The sequence below is a fragment of the Chryseobacterium sp. 14P4.3.2 genome, assembly GCF_057799275.1.
The window spans coordinates 39,112-55,256 of the sequence record NZ_JBYOKO010000010.1 but is presented as its reverse complement, the minus strand read 5'-3'; the positions used below and the strand labels follow the sequence as shown (position 1 = coordinate 55,256).

The 16,145-nt window shown below is 36.6% G+C and carries 14 protein-coding genes; 4 read left to right on the top strand and 10 right to left on the bottom strand.

Annotated features, from left to right (window positions below; genetic code table 11):
* Window positions 1–79 precede the first annotated feature (79 nt).
* Window positions 80–1,111, bottom strand: a complete 1,032-nt coding sequence (locus AC27VX_RS15220) for a sensor histidine kinase (RefSeq protein ID WP_236855589.1) — start codon at window positions 1,109–1,111, stop codon at window positions 80–82.
* A 48-nt stretch (window positions 1,112–1,159) separates the two neighbouring features.
* Entirely contained in the window at window positions 1,160–1,834 is a 675-nt protein-coding gene (locus tag AC27VX_RS15215) for a response regulator (protein WP_236855590.1), read from the bottom strand.
* A 323-nt stretch (window positions 1,835–2,157) separates the two neighbouring features.
* Here AC27VX_RS15215 and AC27VX_RS15210 point away from each other — a divergent pair, with 323 nt between their 5' ends.
* Window positions 2,158–4,947: a TonB-dependent receptor domain-containing protein gene (locus AC27VX_RS15210; RefSeq protein WP_236855591.1), complete on the top strand. Its 2,790-nt coding sequence runs from the start codon at window positions 2,158–2,160 to the stop codon at window positions 4,945–4,947.
* Window positions 4,948–4,993: 46 nt separating this feature from the next.
* Complete coding sequence (locus AC27VX_RS15205; RefSeq protein ID WP_488696466.1) at window positions 4,994–6,400, top strand: hypothetical protein; 1,407 nt, start codon at window positions 4,994–4,996, stop codon at window positions 6,398–6,400.
* Between the two features lie 380 nt (window positions 6,401–6,780).
* Here AC27VX_RS15205 and AC27VX_RS15200 read toward each other — a convergent pair whose 3' ends face one another.
* From AC27VX_RS15200 to AC27VX_RS15165, 8 genes are all read right to left on the bottom strand, one after another.
* Window positions 6,781–8,019 carry an amidohydrolase gene (locus tag AC27VX_RS15200; RefSeq protein WP_488696464.1) on the bottom strand — a complete coding sequence of 413 codons (1,239 nt, stop codon included), beginning with the start codon at window positions 8,017–8,019 and terminating at the stop codon, window positions 6,781–6,783.
* Window positions 8,020–8,101: 82 nt separating this feature from the next.
* Entirely contained in the window at window positions 8,102–8,947 is an 846-nt protein-coding gene (locus tag AC27VX_RS15195; protein WP_488696462.1) for an AraC family transcriptional regulator, read from the bottom strand.
* Window positions 8,948–9,122: 175 nt separating this feature from the next.
* The gene (locus tag AC27VX_RS15190; RefSeq protein ID WP_300689653.1) at window positions 9,123–9,788 is read right to left on the bottom strand and encodes an ankyrin repeat domain-containing protein; all 666 of its coding nucleotides are present in this window, start codon (window positions 9,786–9,788) and stop codon (window positions 9,123–9,125) included.
* 18 nt (window positions 9,789–9,806) lie between these two features.
* Entirely contained in the window at window positions 9,807–11,141 is a 1,335-nt protein-coding gene (locus tag AC27VX_RS15185) for an amidohydrolase (protein WP_488696460.1), read from the bottom strand.
* A gap of 214 nt (window positions 11,142–11,355) precedes the next feature.
* A complete protein-coding gene (gene hemL, locus AC27VX_RS15180; protein WP_488696458.1) occupies window positions 11,356–12,645 on the bottom strand; it encodes a glutamate-1-semialdehyde 2,1-aminomutase in 1,290 nt (429 codons plus the stop codon).
* Between the two features lie 67 nt (window positions 12,646–12,712).
* Window positions 12,713–13,771: a glucosaminidase domain-containing protein gene (locus AC27VX_RS15175; protein ID WP_236855598.1), complete on the bottom strand. Its 1,059-nt coding sequence runs from the start codon at window positions 13,769–13,771 to the stop codon at window positions 12,713–12,715.
* 15 nt (window positions 13,772–13,786) lie between these two features.
* The gene (locus tag AC27VX_RS15170; RefSeq protein ID WP_488696456.1) at window positions 13,787–14,695 is read right to left on the bottom strand and encodes a 1-aminocyclopropane-1-carboxylate deaminase/D-cysteine desulfhydrase; all 909 of its coding nucleotides are present in this window, start codon (window positions 14,693–14,695) and stop codon (window positions 13,787–13,789) included.
* A 288-nt stretch (window positions 14,696–14,983) separates the two neighbouring features.
* Entirely contained in the window at window positions 14,984–15,310 is a 327-nt protein-coding gene (locus AC27VX_RS15165; RefSeq protein ID WP_488696454.1) for a hypothetical protein, read from the bottom strand.
* A 39-nt stretch (window positions 15,311–15,349) separates the two neighbouring features.
* Between AC27VX_RS15165 and AC27VX_RS15160 the strand changes: the two genes are divergently transcribed.
* Both AC27VX_RS15160 and AC27VX_RS15155 read left to right on the top strand, forming a co-directional pair.
* On the top strand, window positions 15,350–15,532 hold the full coding sequence (locus AC27VX_RS15160; protein WP_047420972.1) for a C1orf53 family protein: 183 nt from the start codon (window positions 15,350–15,352) through the stop codon (window positions 15,530–15,532).
* 6 nt (window positions 15,533–15,538) lie between these two features.
* Window positions 15,539–16,069 carry a DUF4136 domain-containing protein gene (locus tag AC27VX_RS15155; RefSeq protein ID WP_236855601.1) on the top strand — a complete coding sequence of 177 codons (531 nt, stop codon included), beginning with the start codon at window positions 15,539–15,541 and terminating at the stop codon, window positions 16,067–16,069.
* Window positions 16,070–16,145 lie beyond the last annotated feature (76 nt).

Genomic DNA, 16,145 nt, shown 5'->3' with positions numbered 1-16,145 from the left:
AATATATAATAAATGAAAGGTGACAAAAAAATATTTCAGGATTTTTTAAAATATTTTTTTTTCTTACATTTTGCCAAAATTATTTACTTTTTTCAAGCATAAAACTAAATTTGGTTCCTTCAAGGTAAACGCTTTCTACGGTAATGTTTTCGTTATGAGCTTCAAGAATGTGTTTTACAATGGCTAATCCCAATCCGGAACCGCCTTCTCTCCTGCTTCTGCTGGTTTCTACACGGTAGAATCTTTCAAATATTCTGGGAAGTATTTCAGATTTGATTCCCATTCCGTTGTCTATGACTTCTATCAGCACTTTATTTTTTAAGACGCTTGTTTTTACAATCACTTTAGCTTCCTGCCTGTTGGCATAATGGATCGCATTGGAAATAAGGTTAATAAAAACCTGAGAAATTTTCTGTTTATCTGCCTCCACAAAGATCTGTGGATGAAGGGTTTGAATCTGTAATGTAGTATTTCGTTTTTCGGCTTCAAGATCAAGAAGATCAAAAATCTCTTTAATCAGAAGGTTTACATCAAATTTTGAAACGTTAAGATTGATCTCACCTGCTTCCAGCCTGTTGATCATATCAAGATCTGTCACAATGGCGATAAGTCTTTCCACAGATTTATCAATCCTATCCAGATACTTATCGCGAATGGTAAGATTATCTACGCCGCCGTCCATTAAGGTCTCTACGTACCCCTGGATAGAAAACAAAGGAGTCTTCAGTTCATGGGAAACATTGCCGATATATTCTTTACGGTAGCTTTCCATTTCCTTCATCATATCAATCTCCGTTGCTCTTTGCTGATTGAGATCTGAGAATCTTTCACCCAATTCTTTAATGGTAATATTTTCATCATTATCATTAACCATTTCCTGGGGAAGAATTCCGGAAAGACCTCGTACCTGTTTCTTTCCGTAATAATTGAAAAGAAGTTCAAGCACAACATAGTTGATAATAAATATCAGAACCACAGAGATCCAGAGACCCGTCTTGAATAAAGGGGTTTCGTAATAAATATCCTTTAGTGAATCAAAAATGATTACTAAAAAAAGCATCACCAATGTCAGCAGACAGGAGGCAACGAGGGTAAGTCTGTAAAATTTCAATTTTACAACGTTTTAAGGATTGAACGTAAAGTTAGATTTTTTTTATGATTAAACGATTAGTTTATAACCAATACCTTTTAGTGTCTGAATGGTGTTGATTCCTAATTTTTCTCTTAATCTTCTGATGTGAACATCGATGGTTCTTTCCCCTACAATCACATCATTACCCCATACTTTTTCAAGAATTTCTTCTCTTTTGAAAACTTTTTCAGTATTGGAAGCCAAGAGGTAAAGCAGATCAAATTCTTTTTTAGGCAAAAGAAATTGCTGTCCGCTTTTGGAAACTCTAAAATTATCTTTATCGATAACAAGATCACCTATCTCTATAAGTTTAGCATTCTCGGAAACCTGAGAGGTTAGCTGTAATAATGCATTGACTTTGGAAATAAGGATTTTCGGTTTGATCAATTTTACGACATAATCATTAGCACCGGCCTGAAAGCCTGCCAACTGGGAAAATTCTTCGCTTCTTGCAGAAAGGAAAACAATAAGTGTTTTTTGAAGTTCTTTCACTTTACGAAGTTCCTGACAAGTCTCAATGCCATCTTTTTCAGGCATCATTACATCCAGAAGGATAAGGTCCGGAATAATTTCCTTTGCTTTTTCTATACCTTCATTACCATTGGTGGCCGTATAGATATCATAACCTTCTTTTTCTAAATTGTAAGACAGAATCTCTAAAATGTCCAGTTCATCGTCTATTAAAAGAATTTTTTTGCTCATCTTCTAGTTTAAGAATTCCCACAAAAATAGGTATTTTCACCGGTCTTCTCATTTATGTTATGTTAACTAATTATTAAAAAACAATTTATCAATTTTAAATTAAAAAATCAATAAAAATATCAATATAAAAATACAGATAAAACAAATATACGAAAGATTAATTAAAATAAAAACAAAAAACACAATCATAAAAAGTGAACTCTACTGCTTATTAATAGATATTATCTATTAACATAAACTTCACAATTAATTAAGATTCTCCTAAAGTTTTCTTAAAAACTTAGCCCTTATTTTGCCCTTGAAAAAGAAGTAAAAGAAGTAAAATGAAAAAACAACTCCACAAGAGCATTGTGCTACTTGCCTTGTTTTCTGCTGGCTATGCTTTTGCACAAAGTCAGGTTTTGGAAGGTAGGGTATTGGATGAGAAAGACAACACTCCTATAGAAGGAGTAAAGGTAAAAGTAAATGATAAGGAGGTAACGACTGACATTTCCGGCTACTACTCTATCAATCTATCACCCGGTGCCTCCTATATTGTAACAGTAAGCTCCAATGGATACAACAGAAAAGAAATCAGTGAAGTTATTGTAAAAAATGACGGTAACACGCACCTTGATATCGTGTTGGACAAGCCATCTGCCAAAGAAAAGGAAATTGAGGGAGTTGTTATAAAATCTAATGCAAGAAAGGAAACGATAGCCTCTACTATCGGATTACAAAAAAATGCCGGAGTAGTTTCCCAGGTTATAGGAGTAGAAGCTATTAAAAGAAGCCCGGACAGAAACACAGGTGAAGTTCTGAAAAGAGTTTCGGGAGTGAGTTTGTTTGACGGAAAATATATCGTAGTAAGAGGTCTTTCTGACCGTTACAACCAGGCGATGTTAAATGGTATCCAGCTTTCCAGTACGGAGCCTGATAGAAAAACATTCTCTTTTGACCTTTTTCCTGCCAACGTTATCGAAACCCTTGTCATCAACAAAACTTTTATCCCTGAATATACCGGGGAATGGGCAGGAGGATTGATCCAGGTAAATACTAAGGATATTCCTAATAAAAATTTCTTCAATGTACAGGTAGGTGTAGGAGGAAACACGGCTACAATGGGCCAGGAGTTCTTTATGCAGAAAGGCGGAAAGTGGGACTTTTTAGGAATTGATGACGGTACCAGAAAGCTCCCGACCAATATGCCTGCGAAAAATGCATTCAGCATTCTGACTGAAGCTCAGAAAACAGAAATTGGTAAGGGCTACACAAAAAACTTCGGATATAACAGTGTTGGATATCCTGAAAATATAAGCTTACAGCTGGACGGAGGTTTCAATACCAAACTTTTTGGAAAAGATTTGGGAGTAATTGCTGTTTTGAATTACAGCAACAACAAAAGAAGAACTGAGTCTACCAACCGTTTCTTTACCATCAACAATCAGCTTGCAGACACCAACTTTGATTATTTTACTGAAAAATACAGTAATGATGTTATTTTAGGAGGGATGTTGAACCTTTCTTTAAAGCTCAATAACAATAATAAAATCTCCTTAAAGAATATTATCACCAATAATACGGTGAATCATATGTCTTTCAGAACTGGAAAGGATTTTGAATTTGATCCGATCAACGGAACCAATATTATAGCCAGAGAAATAGGTTTTAAACAGACAACGTTCTACAATTCCACCCTTACAGGTACTCACAAAATAGAGGCTCTTGGAGGATTTAACGTAAACTGGTATGGAAGTTTCGGAATTCTGGATCAGTATATTCCTTTGCTGCAGCGTTTACAGTATAATCAGTATACAAATATGGACGGAAGTCCTTATCTGGCATTGATTTCCAATGGTCTTTCTCAAAAATCAGGAAGTGTTTTTTACTCTACTTTGAGTGACTATCTATATAATGCGGGTGGAGATATTTCCAAAACATTTACCCTGTTTGGACAGAAACAAACAATCAAAGGAGGATATTTATTCCAGGTAAAAGACAGAATATATAACTCAAGACCTTTCTCTGTAAGGCTTGAAAGATATAATGAAGGGTTACTTTCTCAACCTTTTGAAACCATCTTCAATCCGGGTAATTTTGGAAACGACGGAAGATTCACATTTGATGAAATTGCCGGAGACCAATACCGATATATTGCCAATACAATCCTTAATGCCGGATATTTACAGTTTGATAATAATTTCACACCATGGTTAAGAGCAATCTGGGGATTAAGAGTTGAAAATTTTGACCAGTTGGTAGGCAGTACAAAAAGAAGCGATGACCGTTTTGTAAATACACGTGTGACTGACTTTTTACCTGCGGTTAACCTGACATTCAAAGTAAATCCTAAAATGAATGTACGTCTTGCAGGTTCACAAACTGTTGTAAGACCGGAATTCAGAGAGGTTTCTCCTTTGGCATATTATGATTTCGATTTGGGAGCTACTGTGATTGGTAATAAGTCTATTGAAAGAACAAAAATTACAAACGTAGACCTTCGTTGGGAATATTATCCAAGAAACGGGGAAATCATATCCGTAGCAGGATTCTATAAAAACTTTAAAAAACCAATTGAATTATACTTCAACCAATCTGGAGTAGGAACCAGTAATACCTTCAATTATCTTAACGTAGATAAGGCTGATGCATATGGGGTAGAACTCGAATTCAGAAAAAAACTGGATTTCGCAAGCGCTCTAAAAAACTTTACATTGGGTGGAAACTTCGCTTTGATCAAGAACAGAGTAACGGATGAAGCAACTAAGATTGACAGACCAATGCAGGGACAGTCTCCTTATACGATCAACCTAAGCCTTCAGTATGATGCTGAGAAAAGCGGATGGTCTTCTACGGTACTTTTCAACATGATTGGAAGAAGAATTCTTTATGTAGGAAACGATCAGGTTCCGCCAATCTGGGAAGCTCCAAGACCTTTGCTTGATTTTCAGGTTGCCAAAAAAATATGGAACAAAAAAGGAGAGATCAAGCTGAATGTTTCAGATATTCTGAACCGTCGTGCCAAATTCTATCATGACCTGAATGACAATGGTAAATATGACAAAAGCGATGCACTTGCCATTGAAAGACTTACAGGAACCAATATCAGCTTAACACTGGGATACAGTTTTTAATATACTCAACAAATAATCTAATAAAAATAATTTAATTCTTTATAACATGAAAAAGTTCGTTTTATATTCTTTAATGCTTGGCGCTATAGTATCAACTACCGCTTGTAGAAATATAGAAGAAGATGGACCAACCATCGTTCAAGGTGGTAACGGAAACGGAGAGACTGAAAACCTTATTCTTTCAGGAAAAATCACATCGAATCTTACCCTTAAAGCTAATAAAATCTATAAGCTAAGAGGATTAGTATATGTAAGTAATGGAGCTACTTTAACAATCGAACCAGGTACAAAAATTGTAGGTGAGGCTGATAAAAACGGAGCTTTAATTATTACCAGAGGAAGTAAAATCATGGCAGAAGGAACCGCTGCCAACCCTATTATCTTCACATCAGAGAAACCAAGTCCTAAAAAAGGAGACTGGGCAGGTGTTGTAATTTTAGGAAATGCCCCTACCAATGCTTCTTTCGGAGGAGTAAACGGAGTTGGAGAGATTGAAGGTGGTATCAATAACTCTGAAGGTCTTGGTCTTTATGGAGGAACGAATGCTGCTGACAACAGTGGAATCTTAAAGTATGTAAGAATTGAATATGCAGGGTATGCTTTCTTACCGGATAAAGAGATCAACGGACTTACGTTCGGAGGTGTAGGTAATGGTACTACTGTAGATTATGTAGAAGTTGCTTATGCTAATGATGACAGTTTTGAATGGTTCGGAGGAACGGTAAACTGTTCTCACCTTATTTCTTATAAAGGCCTTGATGACGATTTCGATACAGATAACGGTTTCTCAGGAAATATCCAGTTTGGTATTGCAGTAAGAGACGCTCAGGTAGCAGACGTTTCGGGTTCTAATGCATTTGAATCTGACAACGATGCTAACGGTTCTCCTTTAACTCCGCAGACATCAGCTACATTCTCTAACATGACGATTATCGGGCCAATCAATTCTGCTGCTCCGGGCTCAATCAACTCATTATTCCAAAATGCATTGCAGATCAGAAGAAATTCAACAATTTCAGTATTCAACTCTGCTTTCACAGGATTCCCTGTCGGATTATTCATTGATGCTACCAAGGGTACACCAACTGATAACAACATTACAGGGAACAGACTATTCTTTGAAAACAATATTTTAGCAGGAAATACAACTCCTTTAAAATTCGGACCTTCTACTTCTACTCCAACGAATTATACATTAGCCGATCTTACCAATTGGTTTAATGCTAAAGGAAACACCATTCTTGCTTCTACAGCAGATTTAAAACTTGCCGGTGCATGGGCTCCTGCAGGAACTACTCCAAACTTTACTCCTTCTGCCGGGTCTCCATTATTGACAGGTGGAACATTCACAAATGCTAAATTAAGCACTTGGTTCAAGAAAGTAACCTACAGAGGTGCCGTAGCTGATGCTAACGATACCTGGTATGCAGGATGGACCAACTTTAATTTATAGGATTACATACAATATAGTACTTAGATTTAATTTCAAAAAAAAGCCTTCGGATGTATTTTCCGAAGGCTTTTTGATGCTCATCATTCGATATCACAAGAATCACGAATTTTCATTGTTAACAGATGTTTATATTGAATGAGTTTTCTCACTAAATTTTAAAGCAGACATGATACTGTTTGATTATCAGGTACCGGTTATTAATATTATATGAGTTTCAGCTAAAGCCAATTGGATTCATTTATTTCTTAAAGCGCGACAAAGCCCACTCCTATTGATGAAACAATTGATTTGAAAAATAAATATTGATACTAAGACACCCTTTAATTCTCAATTCCCCATTCCCCATTTTCAATTCTCAACTTTCAATTTTCAATTTTAAATTAACTTCGCCAAAATAAATTCCCGTTGTGCATCAGCGCTTTTATATCAGACATTCTGGAAACGGCTTCCGCTGAGCATGAAGCATCCGCCAGAACTATAGCCGCTTCATCACCTGCTTTCGGCCATTGCTGTACTCCTTTTTCATCCAGAGGAAGCGTGCTTTGTGTTGCAAACTGCAATGCTCTCGACAATGCAAATTCTGTCGCATAGCCATACAACTCTGCAATTAGATTTGCTTTCTGAAGCATACTTCCGGACCCGAAAGTACTCCAGTAATCCTGCACATTATCATTTCCTATTAATACGTTTACTCCATATTTTTTTAGCGTTGGAATTGGCATTATTGTTTTGTTGAAGGGTACAGAAGATGCTATTCCTACTTTTCCGGCAGCCAGTCTTTCCGCAATCTGCTCTGTTTCTTTTGAAGAAAGATGCGCCAGAGCAAAAGCATGGCTAACAAATGTTTTTCCCTGGAGTGCGGGATTCTCAATTGCCTTATCAATTAGATAATTGATGGTTTTCATCCCCGAATCTCCTACTTCATGAAGGTGAATATCAATTCCTTTATTGTGATCCAGGGCAAGCTGTACTGTGAAATCCATTACCTTCTCAATACTTCCGTCAATACTTAAAGGATCAAGTCCTCCAATAAAACTTACATTTTTAAGCTTTGCTGCTTCTTTCATTAACGGGGCAGTTTCTGTGTAATATACACCATGTTGCGGGAAGGCAACCAGTTCAGCCTTAAAGGAATCTTTTTTATTTTCAAGAGCCTGTTCAAGGTGTTCCAATGATTTCATTCCTGATGTAGCATCAATATTGAAATGAGTTCTTGCAAAATGAGTCCCGTAATGCTGCTGGAGGCTGATCAGCTGTTCCGCTCTCTCAACGGAAGTTTTCAACAGCTCAGGAATGATTTCCTGTTCATACGCAATCATATCTTTTACGGTTCTTCTTTTCGGAGAAAGTGCCTGCCATGGAAGTCCGTACCATGTTTTATCCAGATGGATATGCATATCCCTGAACGCGGGAAGCATGAGGTATCCCTGGGCATCTACAGCATTGGAAGCAGGATCGTTGGTCTTTACCGCTTTTATCTTTCCGTATTCAATCTCAATACTGAAAAGATCTGTTTTTGTTCCGGTTACCTCTTCATTTTCGTATTCAAAACCTGTTTCCAAACGGACGTTTTTCAGTGAATATGTTCCTTTTGCAGTTAATTGATAAGGGAATTGCATGATTTTAAAATTTTAATAACTACAAAATTACACCAGACGCTGTTCAAAACCGGTGTATCAATTATGTCTTATTTTGTATCAATTATTCTTTGAATTGTGAAGGAGTCATTCCGGTTTGTGCCTTAAAGAATTTTGAAAAACTGGCATGATCATAAAAACCGAGGTCGTACACAATGTCTTTCACTGACATTTCGGAAACTTTTAAGAGGCGTTTTGCTTCCAGCAGAATTCGGTCCTGAATAAGAGAAGAAGCTGAAGCATTAAGATTTTTCTTGCACACAATGTTCAGGTAATTGGCAGAGATATTAAGTTTATCAGCATAAAAAGAGACGGATCTTTCCGTTTTGAAATGTTCATCAATAAGGTGTAAAAACTTTGAAATGATTGGATTGGAATTATACACTTCAAAATCTTTGAAAGCACCTTCTACGGTTTTACTCACCAACAAACCAATCAGTTCACTTCTTTTTTTGATAAGTTCCCAAAAAACATTTTCGCCATTAAGCTCTTTTTGAATGGCCTGAAACTCATACAGAAAAGCATCAAAAACATCCCAGGAAAGATTGATAACCGGATGATTCTGATAATAAGAGGCAGAAAACCTTAAGGATGGCAGAAAAGTTTCAAACCAATCCCTGCTGATCATCAGCTGATACCCTATTGTTTCTTTTTCAATCACCCATTGATGCACCTGATCCGGAAAAACGAGATGAATCTGATGGTCTTTAACCGGATATTCGGTAAAATCTATGGTGTGTGAGCCTGCTCCATGCTCAAAAAGATTAATGATAAAGAAGTCATGTTTGTGTGGATCATCTATGGAACGTGCGCCATAGAGTTCATTGAACAGCAGATTGCAACCCCTCAGCTGATTTTCACTAAACTCCTGAATTCCTAAAATAGGAAAATGATCCGTATGATACCCCACTCTACCCGATTTTCTCCTAAAATTAATAAAATTTATGCAAGAACAAATATAAAATAGCCACAAAAGAAGCCAATGCTCCTTTTGTGGCTCAACACAACAACTAAATATATATCTAAGTCTACATAATATTAAACTCTTTCAGAAATAGCTTTTTAAAACTAAAAACTATGTTCTATCACTTTAATATTCTGGCAATCTCTTTAAATTCTAATGATTCCGCATGCTGCAAAGGTGTTTTTCCTGAATGATCAGGAATATTGAGATCAGCTCCGTTATCTTTCAAAATATGTACAATTTCCTGATATTTTTGAGTTCCGTTTCCAAGGATTACAGCTTCCATTAAAGCAGTCCAGCCTAATCTATTCACATGATTAATTGGAAATCCCTTTGCTTCAGCCAAAACTTTTACTGTTTCTACATGACCACGTTCACATGCAGGAATCAGAGCTGTACCATTATAACGGTTAAAGACCTCAAAACGGGCACCATGATCAAGGAATAGTCTTACCAACTCGGTCTGCCCGCTTGCTCCTGCATATAAAAAAGGACTGTCAAGCTGATCATCCTGAAGGTTAACATCTGCTTTATAAGAAATGAGCATCTTTGCTATTTCGGTCTGCTTCCCTATAGTGGCAATAAGAAGTAAAGAACGTCCATTATTATCCTTGGTATTGACATCAGCACCTTTATCCAAAGCCGATTTTACAGCAGCTCTATTATTTTTATTTACCTGATTTATGATATCACTTTCCTGCATCATCTCTTGTTTTGGAAAATCTATGGGCTTCTCTTCACAGGCACTCAGACTTCCAAATGCCAAAAGAAATACGAATACTTTCATTGTCATTCGTTTTTTGAATTAAAAAACAACATTTCCCTGATGTACCAGCGACTTCACTTCTGAAATCCTTGACACCGCTTCCGCTGAACAGCTTGCATCTATCAGTACAAAATCTGCCTGGTCTCCGGATTTAGGCCATTGCCGGGTTCCTTTATCATCCAATGGAAGAATGTTTCCTGTAGCCAGTTTTAAGCTTCTTGACAATAGAAATTCTGTTGAATATCCATACAATTGTGCCATCAGATTAGCTTTCTGAAGTACACTTCCTGTTCCGAAGGTGTTCCAATGATCTATAATACTGTCGTTACCTGTCAAAACAGTTACATTATGCTTGTACAATGTTGGAATCGGCATAATCATTCTTCCAAAAGGTATAGTAGAAACAATTCCAATCTTTGCATCCCCTAATTTTTCCGCTATTTCTTCCTGTTTGGCCCCTTCCAACTTAGCCAGTATAAAACAATGGCTCAAATAGGTTTTCCCTTTTAAGGAAGGATTTTCATTAACTTTTTTAATCAGATATTCTACTGTTTTCAAACCGGAATCAGCAGTTTCATGTAAGTGAATATCTATTCCTTTTTTGTTATCCAAAGCAAGCTGAACCGTGAAATCAACTACTTTTTCAATATTGCCATCAATGTTGAACGGATCTACCCCTCCAATGAAATCAATATCCATTTTCGCGGCCTCCTTCAGGTAAGGCGCTGAATCTGTATAAAACACACCATGTTGCGGAAATGCCACCAGCTCTGCTCCAAAGCCCTTCTTTTTATTTTCTAAAGCTTTCTGAAGATTCTTTAAAGACTGAAGTTTTGAAGTGGGTTCAATATTCACATGGCTTCTGGCATATGAAGTTCCTTTGGACTGCAATAATTCAATCATTTTTTCAGCTTTAAATGTTGAGTTTTTCAACATTTCAGGTAGAATTTTCTTCTCCAGCTCAATCATTCCCTTTACTCCTCCGGTTCTTTTTCTGACGGCTTGCCATTGATCTCCATAGAAAGTTTTATCCAGATGGATATGCATATCTTTAAATGCAGGCAGCATCAGCAACCCTTTTGCATCTATAGCTTTTGCATCAGGTTGGTTGGAAGCGATTTTTGTTATCTTTCCATTTTCAATTTCTACATAAAACAGATCGGTTTTGGTAGAAGAGACTTCTCCTTCTTCATATACAAAACCCGTTTCAAGACGGACATTTTTAAGGCTCTGTTTTCCTTTTACTGAGATGTTATTTTCATCAAAAAACGGGGATGCTGTCATGATGTTAGGGATTAAAGTAAGTCCCGCCATTGCCAATGCTGAATTTCTGATAAAATCTTTACGGGATATATTGTTGTCTGAAGCCTTCATTTCCAATCTATTTTATGACAAAATTAAAAAGTTCTGTCATGAACGAAGTGTATGGTTTATAACAACATCTGTATAATTTATTGATAAGTTATTTCATATCAATAAATTTATGCAGTATTCAATGCTCATTGGGAATTATAAAGAAGCGTGTTCATTATGTATGCGGATTATTTTTCAGATAAAAAAACCGGATATAAAATCCGGTCTGTTTATATTACTTATTAGAATATTCAAATTTTCTTACAGCTTCCAGCGTTATATCAAGCTCTTTATCTTTGATTGCGTCACTGATAAAGTATGTTTCATAACCACTTGGTGGAAGATATACTCCATTCTGAAGCATTTGATGGAAGAAGTTATTAAATAATGAATGATTAGCTTCCTGCGCCTCATCAAAGTTGGAAACTCTGTTGGTATCGAAGAATACAGACATCATAGAACCTTTTCTGTTAATTCTATGAGCAATTCCCTTTTCGTTCAGAATTTTTCCTATTTCAAAATCTAAGATCTCAGTTGTCTTCTCTAATCTGTTGAAAAATTCAGGATCATTTTTAATCAGCTGAAGTGTTTTTAATCCCGCTCTCATTGCCAATGGATTTCCACTTAATGTCCCGGCCTGGTATACTCCTCCTTTTGGAGCAAGATGATCCATAATTTCATTTTTCCCTGCAAAAGCTCCTACCGGAAGTCCTCCTCCGATTACTTTTCCATAAGTAACGAGGTCTGCTTTCACATTAAAAAGTTCCTGTGCCCCACCAAAAGCCAATCTGAAACCGGTCATTACTTCATCAAAGATTAATAAAGCACCGTTTTCATCACAGATTTTTCTTAAGTTCTGAAGGAAACTATTTTCGGGTAATACACATCCCATATTTCCGGCAACCGGTTCAATAATAACGGCTGCTATTTCTCCCTGGTTATGACGGAACAGATCTTCAACCTGCTCAAAATCATTATAACGGGCCAATAAAGTATCTTTTGCCGTACCTGCAGTTACTCCAGGAGAATTTGGATTTCCGAATGTAGCAGCACCACTTCCTGCTTTGATAAGGAATGAATCTGAATGTCCGTGATAACAGCCTTCAAATTTTACAATCTTATCTCTTCCAGTATATCCTCTTGCCAGTCTGATAGCACTCATACATGCTTCTGTTCCCGAAGAAACCATTCTGATCTGGTCAATATTCGGAACATTTTCAACAATGAATTTTGCAATTTCGGTTTCAAGTTCTGTAGGAGCCCCAAAAGAGAACCCTTTCTCTGCCTGGATTTTAAGCTCTTCAAGCACTTCAGGATGTGTATGTCCTAAAATTGCCGGACCCCATGAATTGATATAATCGATATAGGTATTATCGTCTGCATCGGTAAGGTAAGCACCTTTAGCAGATTTCATAAAAACAGGCACTCCTCCTACGGATTTGAATGCTCTTACCGGAGAGTTTACTCCTCCCGGAATGTATTTGTAGGCTTCATCAAATAAAGCCGAACTTCTTTGATACTTCATATAGTAGTTGATAGCTAATAGGTGATAGTCAGCAATCCAATGTCAACTACCAGACTATTAACAAAAATTAGTTTCTAGGTTTTTTGTCTATTAAATAAATCAATTGTCCTGCAGATGGCTGTTGTCCTTCATCCATTCTGTTTTTAGCATATAATTTATTTAATTTGATTCCGAATTTCTGAGCGATATCATGCATATCTTCTCCAGATTCTGCTTTGTATGTGGCTGTATTTCCTGTAGAGTTTTTGGATTCAAGGAAAACAATATCATTCTTCTTCAAAGTTTCACCTTCAAGCTCGTTCCATTTCATCAATCTGCTTTCGCTGACTTTGAATTTGTTGGCAATGAACTTTACGTCTGTATCTTCAGGGATTACAATATATTTAAGACCGTCATTAGGATGGCTTTTAATAAGAATTGAGTTAAGAATTTCAGCTTTCGTTTTGATTCTCTCTACTCTTTTCTGCTGCTGTGCGTAAGAAGTCTGTTTGTAAGGAACTTCTACGGTAACCGGCTCTTTGGCTTTTCTTCCTGCTTTTGCAGGTTCCAGCTGTGCCATGAAAGTTCTGTCGTCTTTCAGGTCCGGATACATTTTAAGAACGGCATACAATACTTCGTTAGAACTGGTATTGTCGTACTCATATAATTTATATTTTTCAATTTTAGTGATCAGGATGGCAGCATAGCGGGGATTGGTTGCATAACCTGCCTTTTTTAAGCCATATGCCCACGCTCTGTAGTCTTTCATATCCAGTTTGAAAAGATTTGCGTAATATTTTCTGGTAGATAAGAATATGGAATGGTCTTCATAAGACTGCCTTGGGTCTTCATATACACGGAAGCATTCATTGGGAGCGTCGTCAGTATGTTTCATCGTTTTACCGGCCCAGTCTTCTTTACATTTTATGCCGAAATGGTTTTTACCTTCCAACGCTAATCTGCTTTGCCCGCCTCCGGTTTCCAGAAGTCCCTGTGCTAGTGTAATAGAAGCTGGAATTTTATATTTTTCCATTTCTTCTACTGCATATTTAGCAAACTTCTGAATGTACTGATCTTCGGTTGCCCAGCTCTGGGCTGAAAATTTTGATAAAACTAAAAGGCTTATGGATAGAAAAAGTCTTTTCATGTTTTTCAATTTTACTTATATAATTAAATTTCTATTCTGTTTTTCTAAAAGCAGATTAGCGCCTTCAATTCCCTGTAGTCCTCCAGTATGAAAGCATAAAATCCTGCTGTTTTCAGGAAAAAAATCTTCTTCAATGAGTTCAAAAATCTTATGCATCATTTTTCCTGTATATATCGGTTCTAAAGGAATACCATATTTCTCTTTGAAATCATTGATAAAACGGATATTCTCATCATTTATCCTGCCATAACCTCCGAATCCTGAATCTATTAGATTAAAATTCTCTTTCAAAGTTAATTCAGATATTTTATTTTCCAGTGAAGCATCATTAACTACTTTAAATCCTACAACTTTCTGATTGTCTTCACAGAATTTTGAAATTCCGGCAACGGTTCCTCCGGTTCCGACTGCCGTGCAAAGATAGTCAAAATCTTTTGTTTGCTCATTGAGCATCATTTTCACCCCTGCCACAGCATCTTCATTGGTACCTCCTTCAGGAACCACTAATGCCTCCGGAAACTCTTGCTGAAGGAATTCTGTGAGTTTTTCTTTATGACGATATTCTTCACGGCTGACAAATTTCAGGTTCATTCCGTTTCTTTTGGCAAAAAGTAAAGTAGGATTATCTCGCCACTTATGTTCCAGCTCTTCTCCTCTTATGATCCCCAAGGTAGGAATGCCTGCGAGATTTCCTACTGCAGAAAGGGCCGCAATATGGTTGGAAAATGCTCCGCCAAAAGTGATAATATAAGGTTTATCAGGATCTCCTGCCAGATAGTTATTAATATTATAAAAAAGTTTCCAGTATTTGTTCCCCGAAATTTGAGGGTGGACCAGATCTTCCCTTTTAATGAAGAGCTTTATATTTTTATGGATTGGAATTTCCTGAATAGGAATAGGTTCTGTAGGAAGTTTTAATAGCATTTCAGTTTTGACTATTCAAGATTTATTTTGCAAAAGTAGGAAAAGATTTAGTGTTGTGGAGGTTTTATGTTTTTATAGAGTAAGGGTTCTTTTTTTGACCACAGATGACACGGATTTTCACAGATGATTGGACTTGAGATGAGAGGGGTTTGGGTTTGAGTAAAATTATATGTGTTTTGACTTATTTGGTGAGAGGGATGAACCCGCCGATCTTATTGGATATATGGAATATTGGGATTCATGAGCCTACATACATATCCCGAAATGGGAAATTCAACATTTATGATTCTATAAATATTTTCTGAAGTTCCAGAATTTTCTTTTTTTGAGATAGTTTAGGTTATTTTCATTGGCGTAGGCTTCTCTTTCAAATGAGATTCTTCTGTAAGCCTGATAGCTGTCTTTGAGTTTGAAAAACCAGTAATAATACTCAATGACATAAAAAATGTAGAAAAAAATAATGAGCATTTCCAGCTGCTGGCGTAGATGGATTTTTTCGTGATTGAGAAGTACTTTATTTTCCTTATCTTCGGGTTTCCTTATGAAGATAAAGGGAAAAAGAGCTATGCCGTTAATTTTTAATTTTTTTAATGGCTTTTGGCACACAATTATCATATAACAAATATAAAAAGTTTTTTGACTTGCATTTAACTTATGGCCCATTATGATATCAAAGAAGGTGAAGACTTTTACTATAACGAACAGGGATACAAAGTTTTTACAGAAAAGTTCCATCTGAAAAGAGGTCATTGCTGTAAAAGCGGCTGCAGACACTGTCCTTACGGGTACGACAAAAAGACTGATACATTCATTAAAAGTGATAAAAAAAATAAATAAAATAAAATGAGAAAATACATTTTTATTTTGTTGGCATCAGCTACATTAGGTTTAACTTCCTGTAGCCCTTTTCAGATACGCTCAGATTATGCTGAAACCGCCAATTTCAATTCTTACAAAACATATAAAATAAGAATTGACGATTTGAAACTGAATGATATTGATAAAGACAGAGTTCTGAATGAACTGTCGAGACAGCTTCAAAGCAAAGGACTTCAGTCCGGAGAGAATCCTGATCTTATTATCAACGTAAAAGCGAATCATAAAAAAATCACTGACATCAATACGACTTCTCCTTACGGTATGTGGGGATGGGGCGGCCCATTCGGATGGGGGGTTGGTATGAACAGGACATGGACCAGCAATTACAATGAAGGAGCACTAATCGTAGACCTGATTGATGCAAAAACCAATAAATTGGTTTGGCAGGGTATAGGAAGCGGAATTTCTGTAGATTCTCCAAAATCTAAACAGAGACAGATTCCTGAAATCATGGCTGAGATTATGAAAAATTATCCGCCACAACTGAAAAAATAAAATTTAAATCATCCATTATATAGCCGGTACATCTCTTGTGCCGGCTTTTTTATTTGTTTAAACGGTCTAAAGCATA

Coding starts and splice junctions, on each gene's coding strand:
- AC27VX_RS15200 (WP_488696464.1), bottom strand. CDS start 8,019: ATGCAATTCCCTTATCAATTAACTGCAAAAGGAACATATTCACTGAAA.
- AC27VX_RS15185 (WP_488696460.1), bottom strand. CDS start 11,141: ATGAAGGCTTCAGACAACAATATATCCCGTAAAGATTTTATCAGAAAT.
- AC27VX_RS15215 (WP_236855590.1), bottom strand. CDS start 1,834: ATGAGCAAAAAAATTCTTTTAATAGACGATGAACTGGACATTTTAGAG.
- AC27VX_RS15170 (WP_488696456.1), bottom strand. CDS start 14,695: ATGCTATTAAAACTTCCTACAGAACCTATTCCTATTCAGGAAATTCCA.
- AC27VX_RS15205 (WP_488696466.1), top strand. CDS start 4,994: ATGAAAAAGTTCGTTTTATATTCTTTAATGCTTGGCGCTATAGTATCA.
- AC27VX_RS15210 (WP_236855591.1), top strand. CDS start 2,158: ATGAAAAAACAACTCCACAAGAGCATTGTGCTACTTGCCTTGTTTTCT.
- AC27VX_RS15155 (WP_236855601.1), top strand. CDS start 15,539: ATGAGAAAATACATTTTTATTTTGTTGGCATCAGCTACATTAGGTTTA.
- hemL (WP_488696458.1), bottom strand. CDS start 12,645: ATGAAGTATCAAAGAAGTTCGGCTTTATTTGATGAAGCCTACAAATAC.
- AC27VX_RS15165 (WP_488696454.1), bottom strand. CDS start 15,310: ATGATAATTGTGTGCCAAAAGCCATTAAAAAAATTAAAAATTAACGGC.
- AC27VX_RS15190 (WP_300689653.1), bottom strand. CDS start 9,788: ATGAAAGTATTCGTATTTCTTTTGGCATTTGGAAGTCTGAGTGCCTGT.
- AC27VX_RS15175 (WP_236855598.1), bottom strand. CDS start 13,771: ATGAAAAGACTTTTTCTATCCATAAGCCTTTTAGTTTTATCAAAATTT.
- AC27VX_RS15160 (WP_047420972.1), top strand. CDS start 15,350: ATGGCCCATTATGATATCAAAGAAGGTGAAGACTTTTACTATAACGAA.